This window comes from Streptomyces sp. NPDC002467, from assembly GCF_042889825.1.
In the GTDB taxonomy this organism is placed as follows: domain Bacteria; phylum Actinomycetota; class Actinomycetes; order Streptomycetales; family Streptomycetaceae; genus Streptomyces.
Window position 1 is genome coordinate 74,152 of sequence record NZ_JBIARJ010000023.1, and the last position, 16,057, is coordinate 90,208.

Sequence of the window (16,057 nt, forward strand, 5' to 3'; positions counted from 1 at the left end):
CCGGAAAGGGCCTCGACCCCATGGAACCCGTAGAACTCCTGACCCGCACCGCGCACGTCCTGGCGGTCCTCGCCGTGATCCTCCTGCTGGCCTGGGCGGGCCGGACCGCGGCCCGCCTGATGCGCCAGCCCGAGGTCATCGGCGAGATCACGGCGGGCCTGCTCGCCGGTCCGGCGGCCCTGTACCTGATGGGCCCCGGAGCCTTCGCTGACGTGCTCCCCGGTCCCGTACTGGACACCCTCAAACTCATCTCCAAGGCCGCCCTGGCGCTCTTCCTCGTCGGCCTCGCCCACAAACTGCAGACCGGCCCCGGGGCGCAGCCGCGCCGCACCACCGCCTGGGTGGCGGCCGGTTCCCTGGTCCCGCCGCTCGTCAGCGGCCTGCTGCTGGCGGGCCTGATCCTCGTCACGGACGACACCGCGGCCCGCGGTGACTCCCCGCTGCCCGCCTTCGTCCTCATGATCGCCGTCTCCATGTCCATCACCGCCGTACCGGTGATGGCGCGGATCCTCACCGACCGGGGCATGACCGAGACCTCGGCCGGCCGGGTCGCGCTCGGCGCGGCCATCACCGTGGACGCCGTCGGCTGGCTGCTGTGCATGCTCGCCATCAGCCTGGGCGAGGGCAGCCTGTCGGGCTTCCTCCGCTCGGCGTTCGCGCTGGCGGTCGGCGGCGCCTGCGCCCTGGCCATCCGGTTCTCGCTGCGCACCCCCTTCGCGCGGCGGGCCTACGGGAAGACCCCGCGCACGGTCGCCGTCGTACTGGCGGTGGCCACCCTCGCGGTGTCGATCGCGATGGAGAAGATGGGCATGACCTCCATCGTCGGCGCCGCACTGGTGGGCTTCGCGATCCCCCGGGACGCGAACGCCCCGTGGGCGCCCGCCGTGGACGGCATCGCCCGCTCCGGCCGCCTGCTGGTGCCCGCGTTCTTCGTGGTCACCGGGGTCACCGTGCTGAACGGCAGCTTCTCGCAGGCCTCGTGGTCGCTCATCCTGGCCACCGTCCTGCTCGCCTGCGCGGGCAAGGGCATCGGCGGCTACCTGGGAGCCCGGCTCGGCGGCCGCCCGCCGGTCGACGCCCGCCGGGTCGCGGTCCTGATGAACACCCGCGGCCTGACCGAGCTGATCGTGCTCCAGGCCGGGTTCAGCGCCGGGATCCTCACCGCACCCCTGGTGCTGGCCCTGGTCGTGATGGCCCTGGCCACCACGGCCCTGACCGGCCCGCTCCTCGGTCTCCTCGACCGTCGGGAGCGCCCCGCGACGCCCGTCCCGGCCGCCCCGGCCGAACGCAAGCTGGTCCTGGTGACGGAAGGCAGCAGCCGATGACCACCCACCCCACCGCGACGACCTCGATAGAAGCGTCACCCGACGCCTTCCGCTCGCTGATGAGCCAATTCCCCACCGGGGTCTGCGCCGTCACCACCCAGGACCGGGACGGCGAACCGCGGGGCATGACCTGCTCCGCGGTGACCAGCGTCTCGCTCGACCCGCCGACCCTGCTGGTGTGCCTGCGCGCCGGCAGCCCCACCCTCCAGGCCGTCCTCGACTCCGGTTCGTTCTCCGTCAACTTCCTGCACGCGCAGGGCAGGGAGACCGCCGAGCTGTTCGCCTCCGGGAACCAGGACCGGTTCGCGCTGGTCCCCTGGGAGCAGCCGCCCGGCGCGGGCGGGCCGCACCTCGTCCGGGACGCCCACACCGTCGCCGACTGCGAGGTGGTGCTGACCCAGCGGATGGGCGACCACGTCACCGTCTTCGGCGAGGCCCGCCGGATAACCCGTCAGCACGCCCGTCCGCCGCTCCTGTACGGGCAGCGGCAGTTCCGCTCCTGGTCGCAGACCTGACCCGTCCCAGACCTGACCCCTCCCCCAGCCGGCCCCGCCAGGGGCCGGCTCCCAGCAGAAGGAAAACCCATGACAGGGACACCGGACCCGCAGGGTCGGCACGTCGTCCGCCTGGAATCCGTGACGAAGGTCTACGGCGGTGCCAAGCACGAGGTCACCGCACTCGACAACGTGAGCATCGGCCTGGACAGGGGCACCTTCACCGCGGTGATGGGCCCCTCCGGATCCGGCAAGAGCACCTTCCTGCACTGCGCGGCGGGTCTGGACCGTCCGACCTCGGGCTCGGTCCTGCTGGACGGTGTCGACCTGGCACGGCTCAAGGAACGCGAACTGACCAAGTTCCGGCGCGACCGGATCGGCTTCATCTTCCAGGCCTTCAACCTGCTGCCCGCCCTGTCCGTCCTGGACAACGTCACCCTGCCGCTGCGGCTCGCCGGCAAGCGGCCCCAGAAGGGCGCGGTGGCCGAGGTGCTGGAGCGGGTCGGGCTCGGCGGCCGCGAGAACCGGCGCCCCGGCGAACTCTCCGGCGGCCAGCAGCAGCGCGTCGCCATCGCCCGGGCACTGATCACCCGGCCGGCCGTCATCTTCGGTGACGAGCCGACCGGCGCCCTCGACACCTACACGGCCCGCGAGGTGCTGACCCTGCTCCGCGAGGCCGTCGAACAGGCGGGCCAGACCATCGTGATGGTCACCCACGACCCGGTCGCCGCCTCGCACGCCGACCGCGTGCTGTTCCTCGCGGACGGCCGGATCGTGGACCACCTGGACCGGCCCACCGCCGACCAGGTCGCCGAGCGCATGACCCACCTCGGCGCCTGGGGCACCCGCCCGTCCGCCACCCCCGTCGGCGCGGCACAGGGGACGCTGCTGTGATCAGGATCGCGCTGCGCACCCTGCGCCACCACAAGGGCGGATTCATCGCCTCGTTCATCGCGCTGTTCTTCGGCGCGACCATCGTCGTGGCCTGCGGCGGCCTGCTGGAGACGGGCATCCACAACGCGGCCCCGCCCCAGCGGCTGGCCGCGGCCCCCGTCGTTGTCACCGGGGAGCAGCGCTACCTCGGCACCTCCAGCGAGATGGTCTTCCCCGAGCGGGTCCGCTTCGACGCGGCGCTGGCCGCGCAGATCGCGGCCGTACCCGGCGTGCGGAGCACCGCGGCCGACGTGACGTTCCCCGGCGCGCTCGCCCCGGCCGGCGCAGCCGGCCGGGCCGCGCAGATCGCCGGCCACGGCTGGTCCTCCGCCGCCCTGACCCCGTACGAGATCACCGAGGGCGCCCCGCCCGCCGCCGCCGGCCAGGTCGTCCTCGACACCCGGCTCGCACAGCGGACGGGCCTGCGCCCCGGCGCCAAGGTCGAGATCCGCTCCGGCGGTACCTCGAAGAGCTACGAGGTCTCCGGCCTGGCGGCCGGCGACGGCGAGGCCAACGGGGTCTTCCTCTCCGACACCGAGGCCCTGGAGGCCCAGACCGCCGCCGGGCTGGCCGGCAAGGTGGACAACATCGGCGTCTTCCCGGCTCCCGGCGCCGACGTCGGCGCGGTCGCCGCCGGCATCCGCAAGGCGGTCGAGGGACAGCAGGTGTCCGTCCTGACCGGTGACGAGCGGGGCCGCGCCGAGAACCCCGGCGTGATCGACGACGGCAGCGACCTGATCCCCCTCGCCGCCGCGTTCGGCGGGCTCTCCGCCATGGTCACCGTCTTCGTCGCCTCCTCCACCCTGGGCCTGTCCATCCAGCAGCGGCAGCGCGAGATGGCGCTCCTGCGGGCCATCGGCACCACCCCCGGCCAGCTGCGCCGGCTGATCCTGGGCGAGACCGTCCTGCTGGCGGCCATCGCGACCGCGCTGGCCTGCATCCCGGGCCCCCACGTGGGACGTTGGCTGCTCAGTGCCTTCGCCGACGCGGGTGTCGTGCCGGACTCGATCGTCTTCCGTGCCGGATCCGTCCCGCTGATCGTCGGCGTCGGCACCGCCTTCGTCACCGCGGTCGGAGCCGCGTTCATCGCGGCCAACAGCGCCGCCCGCACCCGGCCCACCGAGGCGCTCGCCGAAGCGGGCCTGCAGCGCCGCTGGTTCAGCGGCTTCCGCTCGGTCCTCGGCCTGCTGTGCCTGGTCGGCGGTGTCGCCCTGGCCGTCGGCACGGCCGGCACGGACGGCCCCGACGCGGGCAGCGTCGCCACCCCGGCCGCCATGGTGTGGACGACCGGCTTCGGCCTCCTCGGCCCGGTGCTGGCCCGTGCCATCACCGCCGCGCTGCGCCGACCCGTGCGCGCGGCGTCGGGCCTCCCCGGGCACCTCGCCACCCGCAACGCCAAGGCCCGTACGGCCCGGCTCGCCGCGGCGGTGATGCCGGTGATGCTCGCCACCGGCCTGGCCGTCGGCCTGATCTACATGCAGACCACGCAGGCCGACGGCGCCGAGCAGGCGTTCGACGAGAGCCTGCGGGCCGACGCGGTGGTCACCTCCGTCTCCGGCGGCATGCCCCTGGAGACGGTGGACGCGATCCGGAAGCTCCCGGGAGTCGCGGCCGCCTCCGCGCAGGTCCCGAGCCTCGGCTACATCGAGCCCGCCGTACCGGTCGACCCGACCGCGAACGGCGGCGACGGGGACTCCGGCGCACCGCAGCCGACCCAGGTGTCGCTCCAGGGCGTCACCCCCGAAGGCGTGGCCACCACCACCTCCTTCCGGGCCGCCTCCGGCACCCTGGACGGCCTGCGCGGCGACACCGTCGCCCTGCCCGCCCGGTACGCCGGCGACCGGAAGATCGGCGACACCGTCCCCATGCGCCTGGGCGACGGCAGCCGCGTCGACCTGAAGCTGGTCGCCACCGTCGACGGCAAGCGCGGCTACGAGACCGCGCTCGTCCCGGCGTCCGTCCTGGTCGGACACACCGACGCGGGCCTGGTCCCGCAGATCATGGTGAGCGCCGCCCCGGGCACCGACCGGGCGGCCCTGGACGCCTCGCTGCGCACCCTGGCCGACAGCCGGCCCGGACTGCGCGTCACCGACCGCCAGGCGTTGACCGCGGTCGCGGCGGACAAGAGCGACACCCAGTCCTGGATGGCGTACCTGGTCCTCGCGGTGGTCGTCGGCTACGCGACGATCGCCCTGGTCAACACCCAGGTGCTGGCCACCACCGAGCGGCGCCGCGAGTTCATGCTCCAGCGGCTGATCGGCGCCACCCGCCGCCAGGTCATGCAGATGATGGCCATGGAGGCGGTCCTGGTCTCCGTGGCGGGCATCGTCCTCGGACTCCTGGTGGCGGCCCTGACCCTGGTGCCGTTCAGCATGAGCGTGCTGGGCACGACGCTCCCGACCGGCTCCCCGTGGATCTTCGTCACGGTGGTCGGCGGCGCCCTGGGCCTGACCCTGGCAACCACCCTGCTGTCGGCGGGCGCGGTCCTGCGCGGCCGCCCCGGCGACCTGGCCGGCATCAAGGAGTAGGGACCGGGCGCACCCCGCCCGTACGAAAGGCCGCCCCCGGCACGGATCTCCGTGCCGGGGGCGGCCTTTCTTCCGCGCGGCGCACGCGCGCGGCCGTACGTCAGGACACGGGCTGGAGGGCGCCGGCCGCGGCCATGGCCGGCTGCCCGCTCATGCCCTTGAGCAGCGCCGCGCCCAGCGGGGTCAGGGTGTGCAGCACCGTGTTGCGGACCCGTCGGGTGGTGATCAGGCCGGTCCGGCGCAGCACGGCGGTGTGCTGGCTGGCACCGGCCGCCGAGATGCCGAGCCGGTCCGCGAGCTGCGTGGTGGTGCAGCTGGCCCGCAGCACGTGCAGCGCGGCCGCCCGGGTCTGCCCCACCAGGGCCCCCAGCGACTGCCCGCTGCCGTCCGGCTCGTCCCACAGGGCGGTCGCCTGGTAGCTGTCCGGCGGCGCGCCGAACGCCAGCACCACCGGCGCGGACCTGTCGAAGCGCCGGGTGACCCGGCCCGCCCGGTGCGCCAGGAACACGGAGGGGGCGAGCACCAGTCCGCGCCCGTCCAGGTGGATGTCCTCGTCGGGCGCGTCGTGGATCTCCAGCACCGGCGGCCGCCAGGTGATCCGGGAGTGCAGGGTCGTCAGCAGCAGTTCGGCCCCGCCGCCCATCAGCACCCGGCCCCGGGCCTCGCACTCGACCTCCAGGAAGGCCAGCAGGTGCTCCCAGTACGGAGCCACCGCGACCTGCCAGACCCGGGTGAGCTCACTGCCCGCGGCGCCCTGCTCGATGATCCGCAACAGGGCGCCGAGGCCCGCCTCGCCGTCCGCCCCGGGCCCGCCCGGCAGCCGCCCGGGCCCCGGCCGCAGCCGGTCCCCGACTTGGCTGCGCCACCGCGCGAACGGAGTGCCGACACCCCGCCCGAGCAGTCCGCAGGCGAAGGCCGACTCGACCAGCGGCCCCGCGGTGATCTTCAGGCGGGTCCGCGCGACGTCGGCCGCGGTGAAATGGATCCTTTGCACAGTGCAGCCCCCGTAGTCCGAAACGTGCGTCCGGGCCGGCCGGTCAGGCCGGAGTACCGGTGAGAGTGACGAAGACGTCGTCGAGCGTGGGCCTGCGCAGCGCGAAGTCGACCACCTCCACGCCCTCCTGCCGCAGTTCGCCGGCGGCCGAGGCGATCGTCGCCAGACCGTCGCCGACCGGGATGGAGACCACCCCGCGCGCCGCGTCCGCGGACGGCTCCGCCGCCGTGATCCGGCGCAGTGCCCGGACCGCGTCCGGCAGCCGCCCGGGCACGGCGACGGTCACCTCGAGCCGCTCCTCGCCGACCTTGCGCTTCAGCTCGTCCGGGGTGCCCTCCGCGATGACGCGGCCGGAGTCGATGACCGCGACGCGGTCGGCGAGGAAATCGGCCTCCTCCAGGTACTGGGTGGTCAGCAGCACGGTCACGCCGTCCTCGACCAGGTCCCGTACCACCGTCCACAGCCCCATCCGGCTCACCGGGTCCAGCCCGGTCGTCGGCTCGTCGAGGAACAGCACCGACGGCGTCGCGACCAGGGAGGCCGCCAGGTCCAGGCGCCGCCGCATGCCGCCCGAGTACGTACGGGCCTGGCGGTCGCCGGCGTCGGTCAGGTCGAACCGGTCCAGCAGCTCCTCCGCCCGCGCACGGGAGGCCGTCCGGCCCAAGTGCACCAGCGTGCCGATGAGTTCGAGGTTCTCGCGGCCGGTGAGCATCTCGTCGACCGCCGCGTACTGGCCGGCCAGGCCGATCCTGCGCCGCACCTCGGGGGCCTCGCGCACGATGTCGTACCCCGCGACGGTCGCGTGCCCGCCGTCCGGTTCGAGCAGCGTCGCCAGCATCCGCACGGTGGTCGTCTTCCCCGCGCCGTTCGGGCCGAGCAGGCCCAGCACCGTACCGGCCGGGACCTCCAGGTCCACGCCGCCCAGCGCCTCCTCGCTCGCGTAGCTCTTGCGCAGTCCCTCCGCGCGAATCGCCATGTCCACGTCCACAGTCGTCCTCCGCCCCGGTCCCGCGCCCGATCAGGCGGACCCGGCGGCGGCCTCGCGGAGCCCCGCGGGACGCATGTCGGTCCAGTGCTCCTCGACGTAGGCGAGGGCCGCGTCCCGCGGTCCCTCCTCCAGGGCCACCGTCCAGCCCTCGGGGCGCTGGGCGAAGGCGGGCCAGAGGGAGTGCTGGCCTTCGTCGTTCACCAGCACGAGGAAGGTTCCGTCCTGGTTGTCAAAGGGGTTCGACACGTCGCTCACTCCGTCATCCGAGTCGTCATGGACGAGCTCGGGGGTGCCCCGCCGCCCGGGCCGACGATCGACCCGGGTGACGGGACACCCCCGGTGCCCCGCGCCGCCCGGCGGCGGGGGCAGGCCCGCCCTGTGAGCATCCGGGACGGCACTGACGGACCACTGAGCTGCGTCTGACGCCTGCGGATGACCCCGTAACACCGCGGACGTGAACTTTTCCCGTTTGCCGGCCCCGCTACCTCCCCGCCCGCGCACGGGTCGCGGCGACGTCCGTCTTGCCGTTGGCGTTCACCACGATCTCGTCCACCAGGTGCACCGCGTCCGGCACCAGCGCCGAGGGCAGCGCCGCGGAAAGCGTCTTGCGCACCAGCGCCGTGAACTCCTCGGCACCGGGCCGCGGCCCCTGCCCGCCGAGCCGTACGAACAGCTCCATGGTGTCCACCGGTCCGCGCACGATGTCGAAGGCGGCGTCCGCCACACCCGGCACGGACAGCACGTGATGGCGCAGCTCGCCCAGCTCCACCCGGTACCCGTTGACCTTCAGCTGGTCGTCGCCGCGCCCGAGGTAGAGCAGCGCGCCCTCCGCGAGCAGCTCCACGGTGTCCCCGGTCCGGTACGCCCGTCCGCCGGCGGGGCCGCCCAGCTCGCCCTCGTCGAGGAACTTCCCACCGCCCGCGCCCCCGAGGTACCCGGCGGCCACCGCCCGCCCGGCGATCACCAGCTCGCCCGGCGCGCCCGCCGCCACCGGCCGCAGCTGCTCGTCCACCACGTACGCCCGGGTGTTCCAGGCGGGCCGGCCGATCGGCACGGTCGGGGTCGACGGCACCGAGTCGCGGTCGAAGCGGTACGCGCAGCAGCCGATGGTCGTCTCCGTCGGACCGTAGTGGTTGACCAGCCGGACCCCCTCCAGCCGGGAGGAGAGCGAGGAGATCAGGGCGGGGTCCAGGGCCTCCCCGCCGAACATCAGCAGCTTCGTCACCCGGTCGTAGCGCGGCGGCCGCGCCAGCACGTCGAAGAACCGGGCGTGCGAGGGGGTCATCTTCACGAAGCCGTAGGGCCCGTGCCGCTCCGCACGCTCCCCGAACAGCGTCTCCTGGTCCCATATCCCGGCGACCGTGGTGACCGTGCGGCCCTGCGCGAGCGGCACCCACAGCGTGGTCATCGCCAGGTCGAAGCCGAGACTGCCGAAGAGCGGACTGCCGTTGCCCGCGCCGCCCACCAGATCTCCGCACCAGGAGGCGTAGTTGACGAGCGAGCCGTGCTCGACCATGACGCCCTTCGGGGTGCCGGTGGAGCCCGAGGTGAAGACCACGTACGCGATCGCGTCCGCCCTCGGCAGTACCGGCTCGGGCAGCCCGGGGCGCGCCGGCAGCTCCCGTACGTCGATCACCGGCACGGTCGCCGCGGGCAGCGTCCCGCTCCCCGCGGCCCCGTCGTGGAGCAGCGCGGCCGGCGCCGCCCCGGCGAGCACGGAAGCCGTCCGCTCACCGGGATGCGTCGGATCGATCGGGACGTACGCGGCTCCCAGGGCCATCGCGCCCAGCGCCCCGGCGATCGTCCCGGCGGTGCGGTCGGCCCACACCGCGACCCGGTCCCCGGGACCGGTCCCGGCCTCGGCGAGCGCGGCGGCCACGGCGAGCGCGCGCTGCCACAACCGCCCGTAGGTGACCTGCTCCGGGCCCGTACGCACGGCCACCGCGTCGGGCCGGGCCCGCGCGTGGTCGCGCACCAGGTGCACGATCGATTCCGCGGCGACCGGTCGGACCTCGCCGGCGATCGAACTGGGGTGGGGTGTCGGGGCCATCGCTCCTCCTGTGGGTCGCCCGGGCGGCTCTCCGCCGTCTGACGCGGCGCTCCGCAGGCCCTCGGCAGCCTAGGAACCCCCGCCCACCCGAACCAGGCCCTTAAGCCCCCGTCGAATGTCCACCCCCGCCGGGCGTTCCCGGTGCCGGCTCGGGGCCGTGGGCAGGGGCCCGGCCCGGCGCGAGTTCGGCCGAGGTCAGCGTCCCGCCCGCCGGGGGCCGTCCGCCGGCGCCGTCACCACAGCGACCAGCAGACCGCCCCCGGCGCCCCAACGGCCGCGTAGCAGCTCGCCGTCCCCGTGCCGCACCCGTGCGGTGAACCGGCCGCCCGAGGCGGCACGGTCGTCGAACGACACCTCAACGTCGCGGAAGCCGAGCCGGACCCGGGCGTGCGGGAACCACGCCTTGTACGCCGCCTCCTTGGCGCAGAACAGCAACCGGTCCCGGCACACGCCGTCACCCGCGCCGGCCCCGCCGGCCCCGCCGGCGAGCTCCGCCGGCGTGGCGATGGTCGCCAGGACCCCGTCCCGCAGCGGCCGGTCCGGCTCCGCGTCGATCCCGAGCCGTGCCACGTCGGCGGCCCGGGCGACGGCGGCCGCGCGGTACCCCCGGGTGTGGGTCATGCTCCCCACCACCCCGTCGGGCCAGACCGGCACCCCGTCCGCGTCGTGCAACAGCGCCACCCCGCCCGGCGCGCCCGTGCCCGAGTCCGCGTCCGCCGCGGCCCCAGGCCCACCGCCGAGCTCGCGCAGCGCCCGCCGCGCGCAGAGCCGTACGGTCGCGAACTCCCGCCGCCGGCCCGCCGCGACCCCGGCCACCACCGCCTCCTCGGCGGGCAGCAGCACGCCCTCCGGGGCGTCCCCGAAGAGGTCCACGCCGACGACGGTGCCGGGCAGCAGCGCCCGGATCACCCCCGGAACCCCAGAACGCGGCGGGCGACCGCCGCGCCGAGTTCGGTGGCCGGGTCCCCGAGGTCGAAGGGCAGGTCGAAGTGGTGCCGGCCGGCCACCACCAGTTCCGTCACGTCCGCCGCTCCGCCGGCCCGCGCCGCGTCCGCGAACACCTCCTGCTGGCGGGCGAACGCCCCTGTCTCGCGGACCCCCCGGGCCATCACCAGCGGCGGCAACCCCCCGGCCCCGGCGGGCAACCGGTGCAGCGGGCTGACCTCGCGGGCCTCCGCCACGTCCATCCCGAGCGCGTCGTTGACGTACGTGTGGCTCAGCGGCTCCAGGTCGTAGACACCGCTGATCAGCGTCGCCGACGCGACCTCGGCCACCGGGTCCAGCCCCGCCGCCCGCCAGCCCGCCGCGTCCAGCAGCGCCGAGGCCACCAGGTGCGCCCCGGCGGAATGCCCACTGAGGTGGACCGCCGACGGCGCGCCCGGCAGTCCGGCCCGTCCGGCGCAGATCCTCCGTACCGAGTCGGCCGCCATCGCGGTGATGGCCCGCATCCCGTACCGGGGCGCCAGACCGTAGCCGAGCGCCGCGAAGGACACGCCCGCCGCCACGAAGTCCGCCGCCGCGAAGGCCGCTTCGGACGTGCTGAGCTCCTGCCAGTAGCCGCCGTGCACGAAGACCATCAGCGGGGCCCCGGGCTCGGCCGCCGGGAACAGGTCGAGCCGTTGCTCCGGCAGCGCCCCGCACGGCACGTTCCGGTGCACCCGCAGGTCCTCCCGGGCCCGCGCGCTGTCGGCCGCGTACCGCGCCAGATGGGCGTCCATGTCGGGGACCAGGGAACTGGGGGAGTAGTCGAGGTCGAGCGCGGCCGTGGTCACGCGATCTCCGCCCACACCTCGGGCAGCACCCGCCGACGGGCCGCCATCCACAGGTACGAGGCCCCGTCCGAGCCCGCCGTACCGGTGGCGCCGCCCAGGAACCGTTCGGCGAGGACGGCGTGCCGGGCCCGCCACAGGGCCATCGCCTCGTCGAAGTCGACCAGCACCCGCCGCGCCGCGTCGGCGCTCTCCCGCTCCGGGCCGCCCGCCGCGTACTCGCGCCACGCCTCCTGCACGGAACGCTCCTCCAACCGGGCGCGCAGCCGGTCCCGTTCGGCGGCGCTGAACCCGGCGGTGTTCAGGAAGCGGGTGTCGCGCAGCCCGCAGAGGAACTCGATCTCCCGGAACTGGGCGGACTGGAAGCCGCTGGCCTCGCCGAGCGCGCTCCGGATCACCTCGAAGGCCGACGGGGTGAGCGTGGCCAGCCCGTCGAACTGCCCCACGAGGGTGCGGAAGATGACGGGCAGGGGCGCCGCGCGGCGGGCCGCGAGGAAGCCGTCGCCCGCGTCCAGGGCCTCCCGTACGTCCTCCAAGTGCCGCAGCACCACGGCGAAGAAGATCTCGCAGGACTGGTGGGTGGCCAGGAACAGCACCCGCTCCACGTCGTCCTCCCGGACGCACGCGGCCTCCAGGAGTTCTTCCAGCCGCAGGATCCGGCCGTACGGAGGTGCGTCGACGGTGTCGTTCACGTGGACCTTCTTCCTCGCGGGGCCGGGTGCCGCCACGAATTCCAAGGGGGAGCGGAGCATGGGAAGGAGAGCATCCGAAGGGGAATTGCGAGCCTATTGACGGCACACGCGGGCAACATCGTCATCAAGCACTCGCTTAAAGGCCGCCGAGGCCGTCGGGGCCCGCCGGAGACCCGTTGTAGACCCGCTATAGGGGTGGTGTGGGCGCATCGTAAGGGCGGCGCGGAGCAGGCCTCCGAGCCATGTGAAAACTTCATCTCGCGGTGGTGACCCCGGCACTGTCAGGCCTCAGGCGTTCCTCGCAGAATCGTCGTGAACGGACAGGAACCCGCTCGACGAATCAGAGGGAACTCACGCCATGACCAGCATTTCGGCCGGCGCCCGTATCAACCCCACTCCTTTCGTGACCACCCCTGCCGGCTCGGTGGGACAGGGCCTGGTGATTCAGAATCTCGACTACCTGCCCGACAGCGCGCTCGTGGTCACCGACTGGTGCACGCTCTCGCTGGTGATCGACACGGCGGCGACGAGCGCCGGACGGCTGGCCGCATGACCCCTACCGGGTACGAGCGGCAGACCGAGCCGCTGGCGTGCGAGGACGCACTGGTGGGCTTCAAGTCCCACCTGCGGCCCACGGTCGTACCGGACGACGCCGCCTACCTGGTCTCCCGACGCGGAGTGACCGCCCTGCACGGCAGCGCGGCGGAGATCCTCGTACCGCTGCTCGACGGCACCCGCACCGTGGGCGCCGTCCACCGGGAGGCATCCCGGACCCTGGGCCCCGAGGACGTCGAGGCGGCCCTGTCGGCGCTGGCCGACGCCGGACTGATCCGCTTCAGCGCTCCGCCCGCCGCCGCGGGGGCGGCGGGCGAGGACGCACGGGTGCCCTCGCCCCGCAGGGCACGGGCCGAGGCGTACTGGGACCTGGCCGGGCTGGACGGCGGCCGCGCGGCGGCCCGGCTGGAACGGTCGGCCGTCACGATCGAGGCGCTCCCCGGCGTGGACCCGGCTCCGGTGGCCGCCGCCTGCCGCGAGTCCGGCATCACGGTGACCGAGGACCCGCGGGCCGCCGGCCTCGCCCTCGTCCTCTGCGACGACTACCTGTCCTCGCAGCTGGCCGCCGTGGACGCCGCGCACCGGGCCGCCGGCCGCGCGTGGCTCCCGGTCAAGCTCTGCGGTACGGACCCCTGGGTCGGTCCGTTCCTCCTCCCCGACGACGGGCCCTGCTGGCACTGCCTCGCCCTCCGGCTGCGCGGTCACCGTCATTCCGAGGTTCCGGTGCGGCGCGCGCTGGGCCTGGACGGCCCGGTCCCGCGTCCGGCCGCCGGGTTGGCCGCGGGCATGGCCCTGGCGGCGAACCTGGCGGTCCTGGAGAGCGCGAAGTGGCTGGCCGGGCTGCGCCACCCCGAGCAGGGACACGTACAGACCCTGGACACGCTGCGGCTCAGGACCGCCACGCACCCCGTGAGCAGGATCCCCCAGTGCGCGGGATGCGGGGACCCCGGTCTCGTGGCCCGCCGGGTCATGGCACCCTTCGTACCCGTATCGCGCCCCAAGGCCGCGACGGCCGGCACCGGGGACCGCGCCCTGACCCCCGCGCAGATGCTGCGGACGTACGGGCACCTCGTGGATCCGGTGGCCGGCGTGGTCAAGGAGCTGCGGCGGGCCCCCGGAGCCCCCGACTTCGCCGCCTCCTACATATCCGGGCCCAACCTGGCGATGGCCTCCGCCTCGTTCGCCGGCCTCAGCACCGGACTGCGCGCGCTGAACGGCGGCAAGGGCCTCACCGACGAGGAAGCGCGCACCAGCGCGCTGTGCGAGGCGGTCGAGCGCTACAGCGGCACCCGGCACGGCGACGAACCCGTCGTACGGGACTCCCTGCGCGGCCTGGGGGCGGCCGCCGTCCACCCCAACACCTGCCAGCTGTACGACGGCCGCCAGTACGCGGAGCGGGAGTACTGGAACGCGCAGCACTCCCGCTTCCACTACGTCTCCACCCCCTTCGACGAGACGCGCCCCACCGACTGGACCCCGGTGTGGTCGCTCACCGAGGGCGTCCAGCGGCTGCTGCCCACCTCGATGCTGTACTTCGCGCGGGGCGACGTGCGGGCCACGGGCCGGGCGGGCGACGGGCTGATGGCCGACTCCAACGGCAACGCGGCGGGCAGCAGCCCCGAGGACGCCGTGGTGCAGGGGTTCCTGGAACTGGTGGAGCGGGACGCGGTGGCCCTGTGGTGGTACAACCGCACGCGCCAGCCGGAGGTCGACCTGACGGCCTTCGCGGAGGAGTGGATCGAGCGGGTCCGCGACGGGTACCGCCGGATCAACCGGGAGGTGTGGGTCCTGGACCTCACCTCGGACCTGGGCATCCCCGTGATGGCGGCGCTCTCGCGACGCACCGACAAGCCCGACCAGGACGTGCTCTTCGGCTTCGGCGCGCACTTCGACCCGCGGGTCGCGCTGCGCCGCGCGCTGGGCGAGATGGGACAGATGCTGCCGGCCGTGGCCGACGTGCGCGCGGACGGCTCGGGCTACCGGATCACCGATGCGGAGGTGCTGTCCTGGTGGCACCTGGCGACCACGGCCAGTCAGCCCTATCTCGCGCCCGATCCCGCCGTGCGGCCCCGGACCCCCGCGGACTGGCCCGCCGTCCGCAACGGAGATCTCCTCGATGACGTGGGCATGATTACGGAACTGGTCCGGGGAAAAGGGATGGATCTCCTGATCCTGGATCAAAGCCGCCCGGATTTGAAACTTCCGGTTGTGAAAGTAATCGTTCCGGGGCTACGCCACTTTTGGGCTCGATTCGCCCCCGGCCGCCTATTCGACGTACCCGTAACGCTCGGCCGATTGTCTGAACCGACCGCGTATGCCCAGCTCAACCCCATCCCGCTGTTCGTGTGAACACTCAATGATCGCCCTCCTCAAGCATCCCTCGCCTATGCTCACGCTGACGATCGATCAGGATGTGCCGAAGGGGGATCGACATGACTCGCCGCGGTAAGAGCTCCGGTGAACTGGCGGAGGCGGTGCGAGTCGAAGGCATTCTTCGGCGCAGTCGGGACCTGCCCGCACCACGGATGGCACAGGTCATCCTCATTGCCGCGATTTCCTGCTACACGGGCATCACCACGCTCAACATCATCAGGGCCGGAGTCGAAGGCCGCGGCTTCGTGTTGGCCGTGGCCTGTCTGGCCGCGGTCTTCGCACTCCAACTCCTGCACTCCCGGCCCGGCGCGAGGTACGCGCCCACGTCCCGCAAGTTACTCACGCTCGGTGCGCAGGCCGCCCTCACGTACCTCCCGCTCTTCCTGTTGAGTTCGCAGTGGGGGGCGATGGCCGGCTTCCTGGCGGGCTCCCTGCTGCTGCTCCTGCCCCCGCGGCTGGGCTGGAGCCTGTACGGCCTCGTGGGCGTCACCATGCTCGCCCCCGCGCTCCGGGAGGACTGGACGGCGGTCTTCACCGTCTACGCCGTCCAGACCACCCTGCTCACCGGGCTGGTCACCTTCGGCCTGAGCCGGCTCTCCGAACTGGTCCGCGTCCTGCACGAGAGCCGCGGCGCGCTGACCCGCGCCGCCGTCACCCGCGAACGCCTGCGGTTCGCCCGCGACCTGCACGACCTGCTCGGCTACAGCCTGTCCGCGATCCAGCTCAAGGGCGAACTCATCCACCGCCTGATCGAGGCCCACCCGGCCAAGGCGAAGCAGGAGGTCGAGGAAGTACTGGCCATCTCCCGGCAGTCGCTCGCCGACGTGCGCAGGGTCGCCAGCGGGTACCGCGACATGTCCCTGGAGGAGGAGATCGAGTCGGCCCGCTCGGTGCTGAGCGCCGCGGAGGTCACCGCGGTCACCGACATCCGGCTGGGACCGGTCAGCTCACCCGTGGACACCGTCCTGGCCACCGTGCTGCGGGAGGCCGTCACCAACATCCTGCGGCACAGCCGGGCGGGCCACTGCGAGATCAGCGCGGTCGAGAAGAACGGCCTCGTGACGCTTTCGGTCACCAACGACGGTACGACCGAGGGTTACCGGGACAGCTCCCCGCACAGCGGCAGCGGCCTCGGGAACCTGGAGCTCAGGGTGGGCGCCGTGGGCGGCGAACTCGTGGTCGAGCAGCGCCCCGGCAACCTCTTCCGGCTGGTCGCGAGGGTCCCGGCGGACGGCGGCCCCGACCCCGACACCGACGAGTCGACGGACGAGGAACCGGTCGGCCTGGCCGTCTGAACCGACGTCCGTTTCCTTCAGGCCCGCAAGCGAAACAGGCCAACTTGCTATGCTCCGGCGA

General features: G+C 73.9%; 14 protein-coding genes. 7 read left to right on the forward strand and 7 right to left on the reverse strand.

Going from position 1 to position 16,057, the window contains the following annotated elements:
- Positions 1-20: 20 nt before the first annotated feature.
- From ACFYYJ_RS35060 to ACFYYJ_RS35075, 4 genes are all read left to right on the forward strand, one after another.
- Positions 21-1,325 carry a cation:proton antiporter gene (locus ACFYYJ_RS35060; protein WP_385358885.1) on the forward strand — a complete coding sequence of 435 codons (1,305 nt, stop codon included), beginning with the start codon at positions 21-23 and terminating at the stop codon, positions 1,323-1,325.
- The gene (locus ACFYYJ_RS35065; protein ID WP_389138217.1) at positions 1,322-1,840 is read left to right on the forward strand and encodes a flavin reductase family protein; all 519 of its coding nucleotides are present in this window, start codon (positions 1,322-1,324) and stop codon (positions 1,838-1,840) included. The genes ACFYYJ_RS35060 and ACFYYJ_RS35065 overlap by 4 nt, the downstream gene beginning before the upstream one ends.
- Before the next feature lie 69 nt (positions 1,841-1,909).
- Entirely contained in the window at positions 1,910-2,713 is an 804-nt protein-coding gene (locus ACFYYJ_RS35070) for an ABC transporter ATP-binding protein (protein WP_385124055.1), read from the forward strand.
- A complete protein-coding gene (locus ACFYYJ_RS35075) occupies positions 2,710-5,280 on the forward strand; it encodes an FtsX-like permease family protein (RefSeq protein ID WP_385358880.1) in 2,571 nt (856 codons plus the stop codon). Before ACFYYJ_RS35070 ends, ACFYYJ_RS35075 begins: the two co-directional genes overlap by 4 nt.
- Before the next feature lie 100 nt (positions 5,281-5,380).
- On the opposite strand, the gene ACFYYJ_RS35080 is transcribed toward ACFYYJ_RS35075, so the two are convergent.
- The 7 genes from ACFYYJ_RS35080 to ACFYYJ_RS35110 form a co-directional block, all read right to left on the reverse strand.
- Positions 5,381-6,274 (reverse strand): ArsR/SmtB family transcription factor, encoded by an 894-nt coding sequence (locus tag ACFYYJ_RS35080; RefSeq protein WP_385124049.1) that lies wholly within the window; start codon positions 6,272-6,274, stop codon positions 5,381-5,383.
- Positions 6,275-6,317: 43 nt separating this feature from the next.
- Positions 6,318-7,250, reverse strand: coding sequence for an ATP-binding cassette domain-containing protein (locus tag ACFYYJ_RS35085; protein WP_385124046.1), 933 nt, complete (start codon positions 7,248-7,250; stop codon positions 6,318-6,320).
- A 42-nt stretch (positions 7,251-7,292) separates the two neighbouring features.
- Positions 7,293-7,508, reverse strand: coding sequence for an MbtH family protein (locus ACFYYJ_RS35090; RefSeq protein ID WP_384586995.1), 216 nt, complete (start codon positions 7,506-7,508; stop codon positions 7,293-7,295).
- A 235-nt stretch (positions 7,509-7,743) separates the two neighbouring features.
- A complete protein-coding gene (locus tag ACFYYJ_RS35095; protein ID WP_385124044.1) occupies positions 7,744-9,312 on the reverse strand; it encodes an amino acid adenylation domain-containing protein in 1,569 nt (522 codons plus the stop codon).
- 195 nt (positions 9,313-9,507) lie between these two features.
- A complete protein-coding gene (locus ACFYYJ_RS35100) occupies positions 9,508-10,221 on the reverse strand; it encodes a 4'-phosphopantetheinyl transferase (protein ID WP_389138222.1) in 714 nt (237 codons plus the stop codon).
- Positions 10,218-11,084 carry an alpha/beta hydrolase gene (locus ACFYYJ_RS35105; protein WP_385358872.1) on the reverse strand — a complete coding sequence of 289 codons (867 nt, stop codon included), beginning with the start codon at positions 11,082-11,084 and terminating at the stop codon, positions 10,218-10,220. Before ACFYYJ_RS35105 ends, ACFYYJ_RS35100 begins: the two co-directional genes overlap by 4 nt.
- Positions 11,081-11,773, reverse strand: a complete 693-nt coding sequence (locus ACFYYJ_RS35110) for a tryptophan 2,3-dioxygenase family protein (protein WP_385358869.1) — start codon at positions 11,771-11,773, stop codon at positions 11,081-11,083. The genes ACFYYJ_RS35105 and ACFYYJ_RS35110 overlap by 4 nt, the downstream gene beginning before the upstream one ends.
- 358 nt (positions 11,774-12,131) lie before the next feature.
- Between ACFYYJ_RS35110 and ACFYYJ_RS35115 the strand changes: the two genes are divergently transcribed.
- The 3 genes from ACFYYJ_RS35115 to ACFYYJ_RS35125 all read left to right on the forward strand — a co-directional run bounded on the left by ACFYYJ_RS35115 (position 12,132) and on the right by ACFYYJ_RS35125 (position 15,996).
- The gene (locus ACFYYJ_RS35115) at positions 12,132-12,326 is read left to right on the forward strand and encodes a hypothetical protein (RefSeq protein ID WP_389138225.1); all 195 of its coding nucleotides are present in this window, start codon (positions 12,132-12,134) and stop codon (positions 12,324-12,326) included.
- Complete coding sequence (locus ACFYYJ_RS35120) at positions 12,323-14,677, forward strand: TOMM precursor leader peptide-binding protein (RefSeq protein ID WP_389138227.1); 2,355 nt, start codon at positions 12,323-12,325, stop codon at positions 14,675-14,677. Before ACFYYJ_RS35115 ends, ACFYYJ_RS35120 begins: the two co-directional genes overlap by 4 nt.
- 83 nt (positions 14,678-14,760) lie before the next feature.
- A complete protein-coding gene (locus ACFYYJ_RS35125; protein WP_385358861.1) occupies positions 14,761-15,996 on the forward strand; it encodes a sensor histidine kinase in 1,236 nt (411 codons plus the stop codon).
- Positions 15,997-16,057 lie beyond the last annotated feature (61 nt).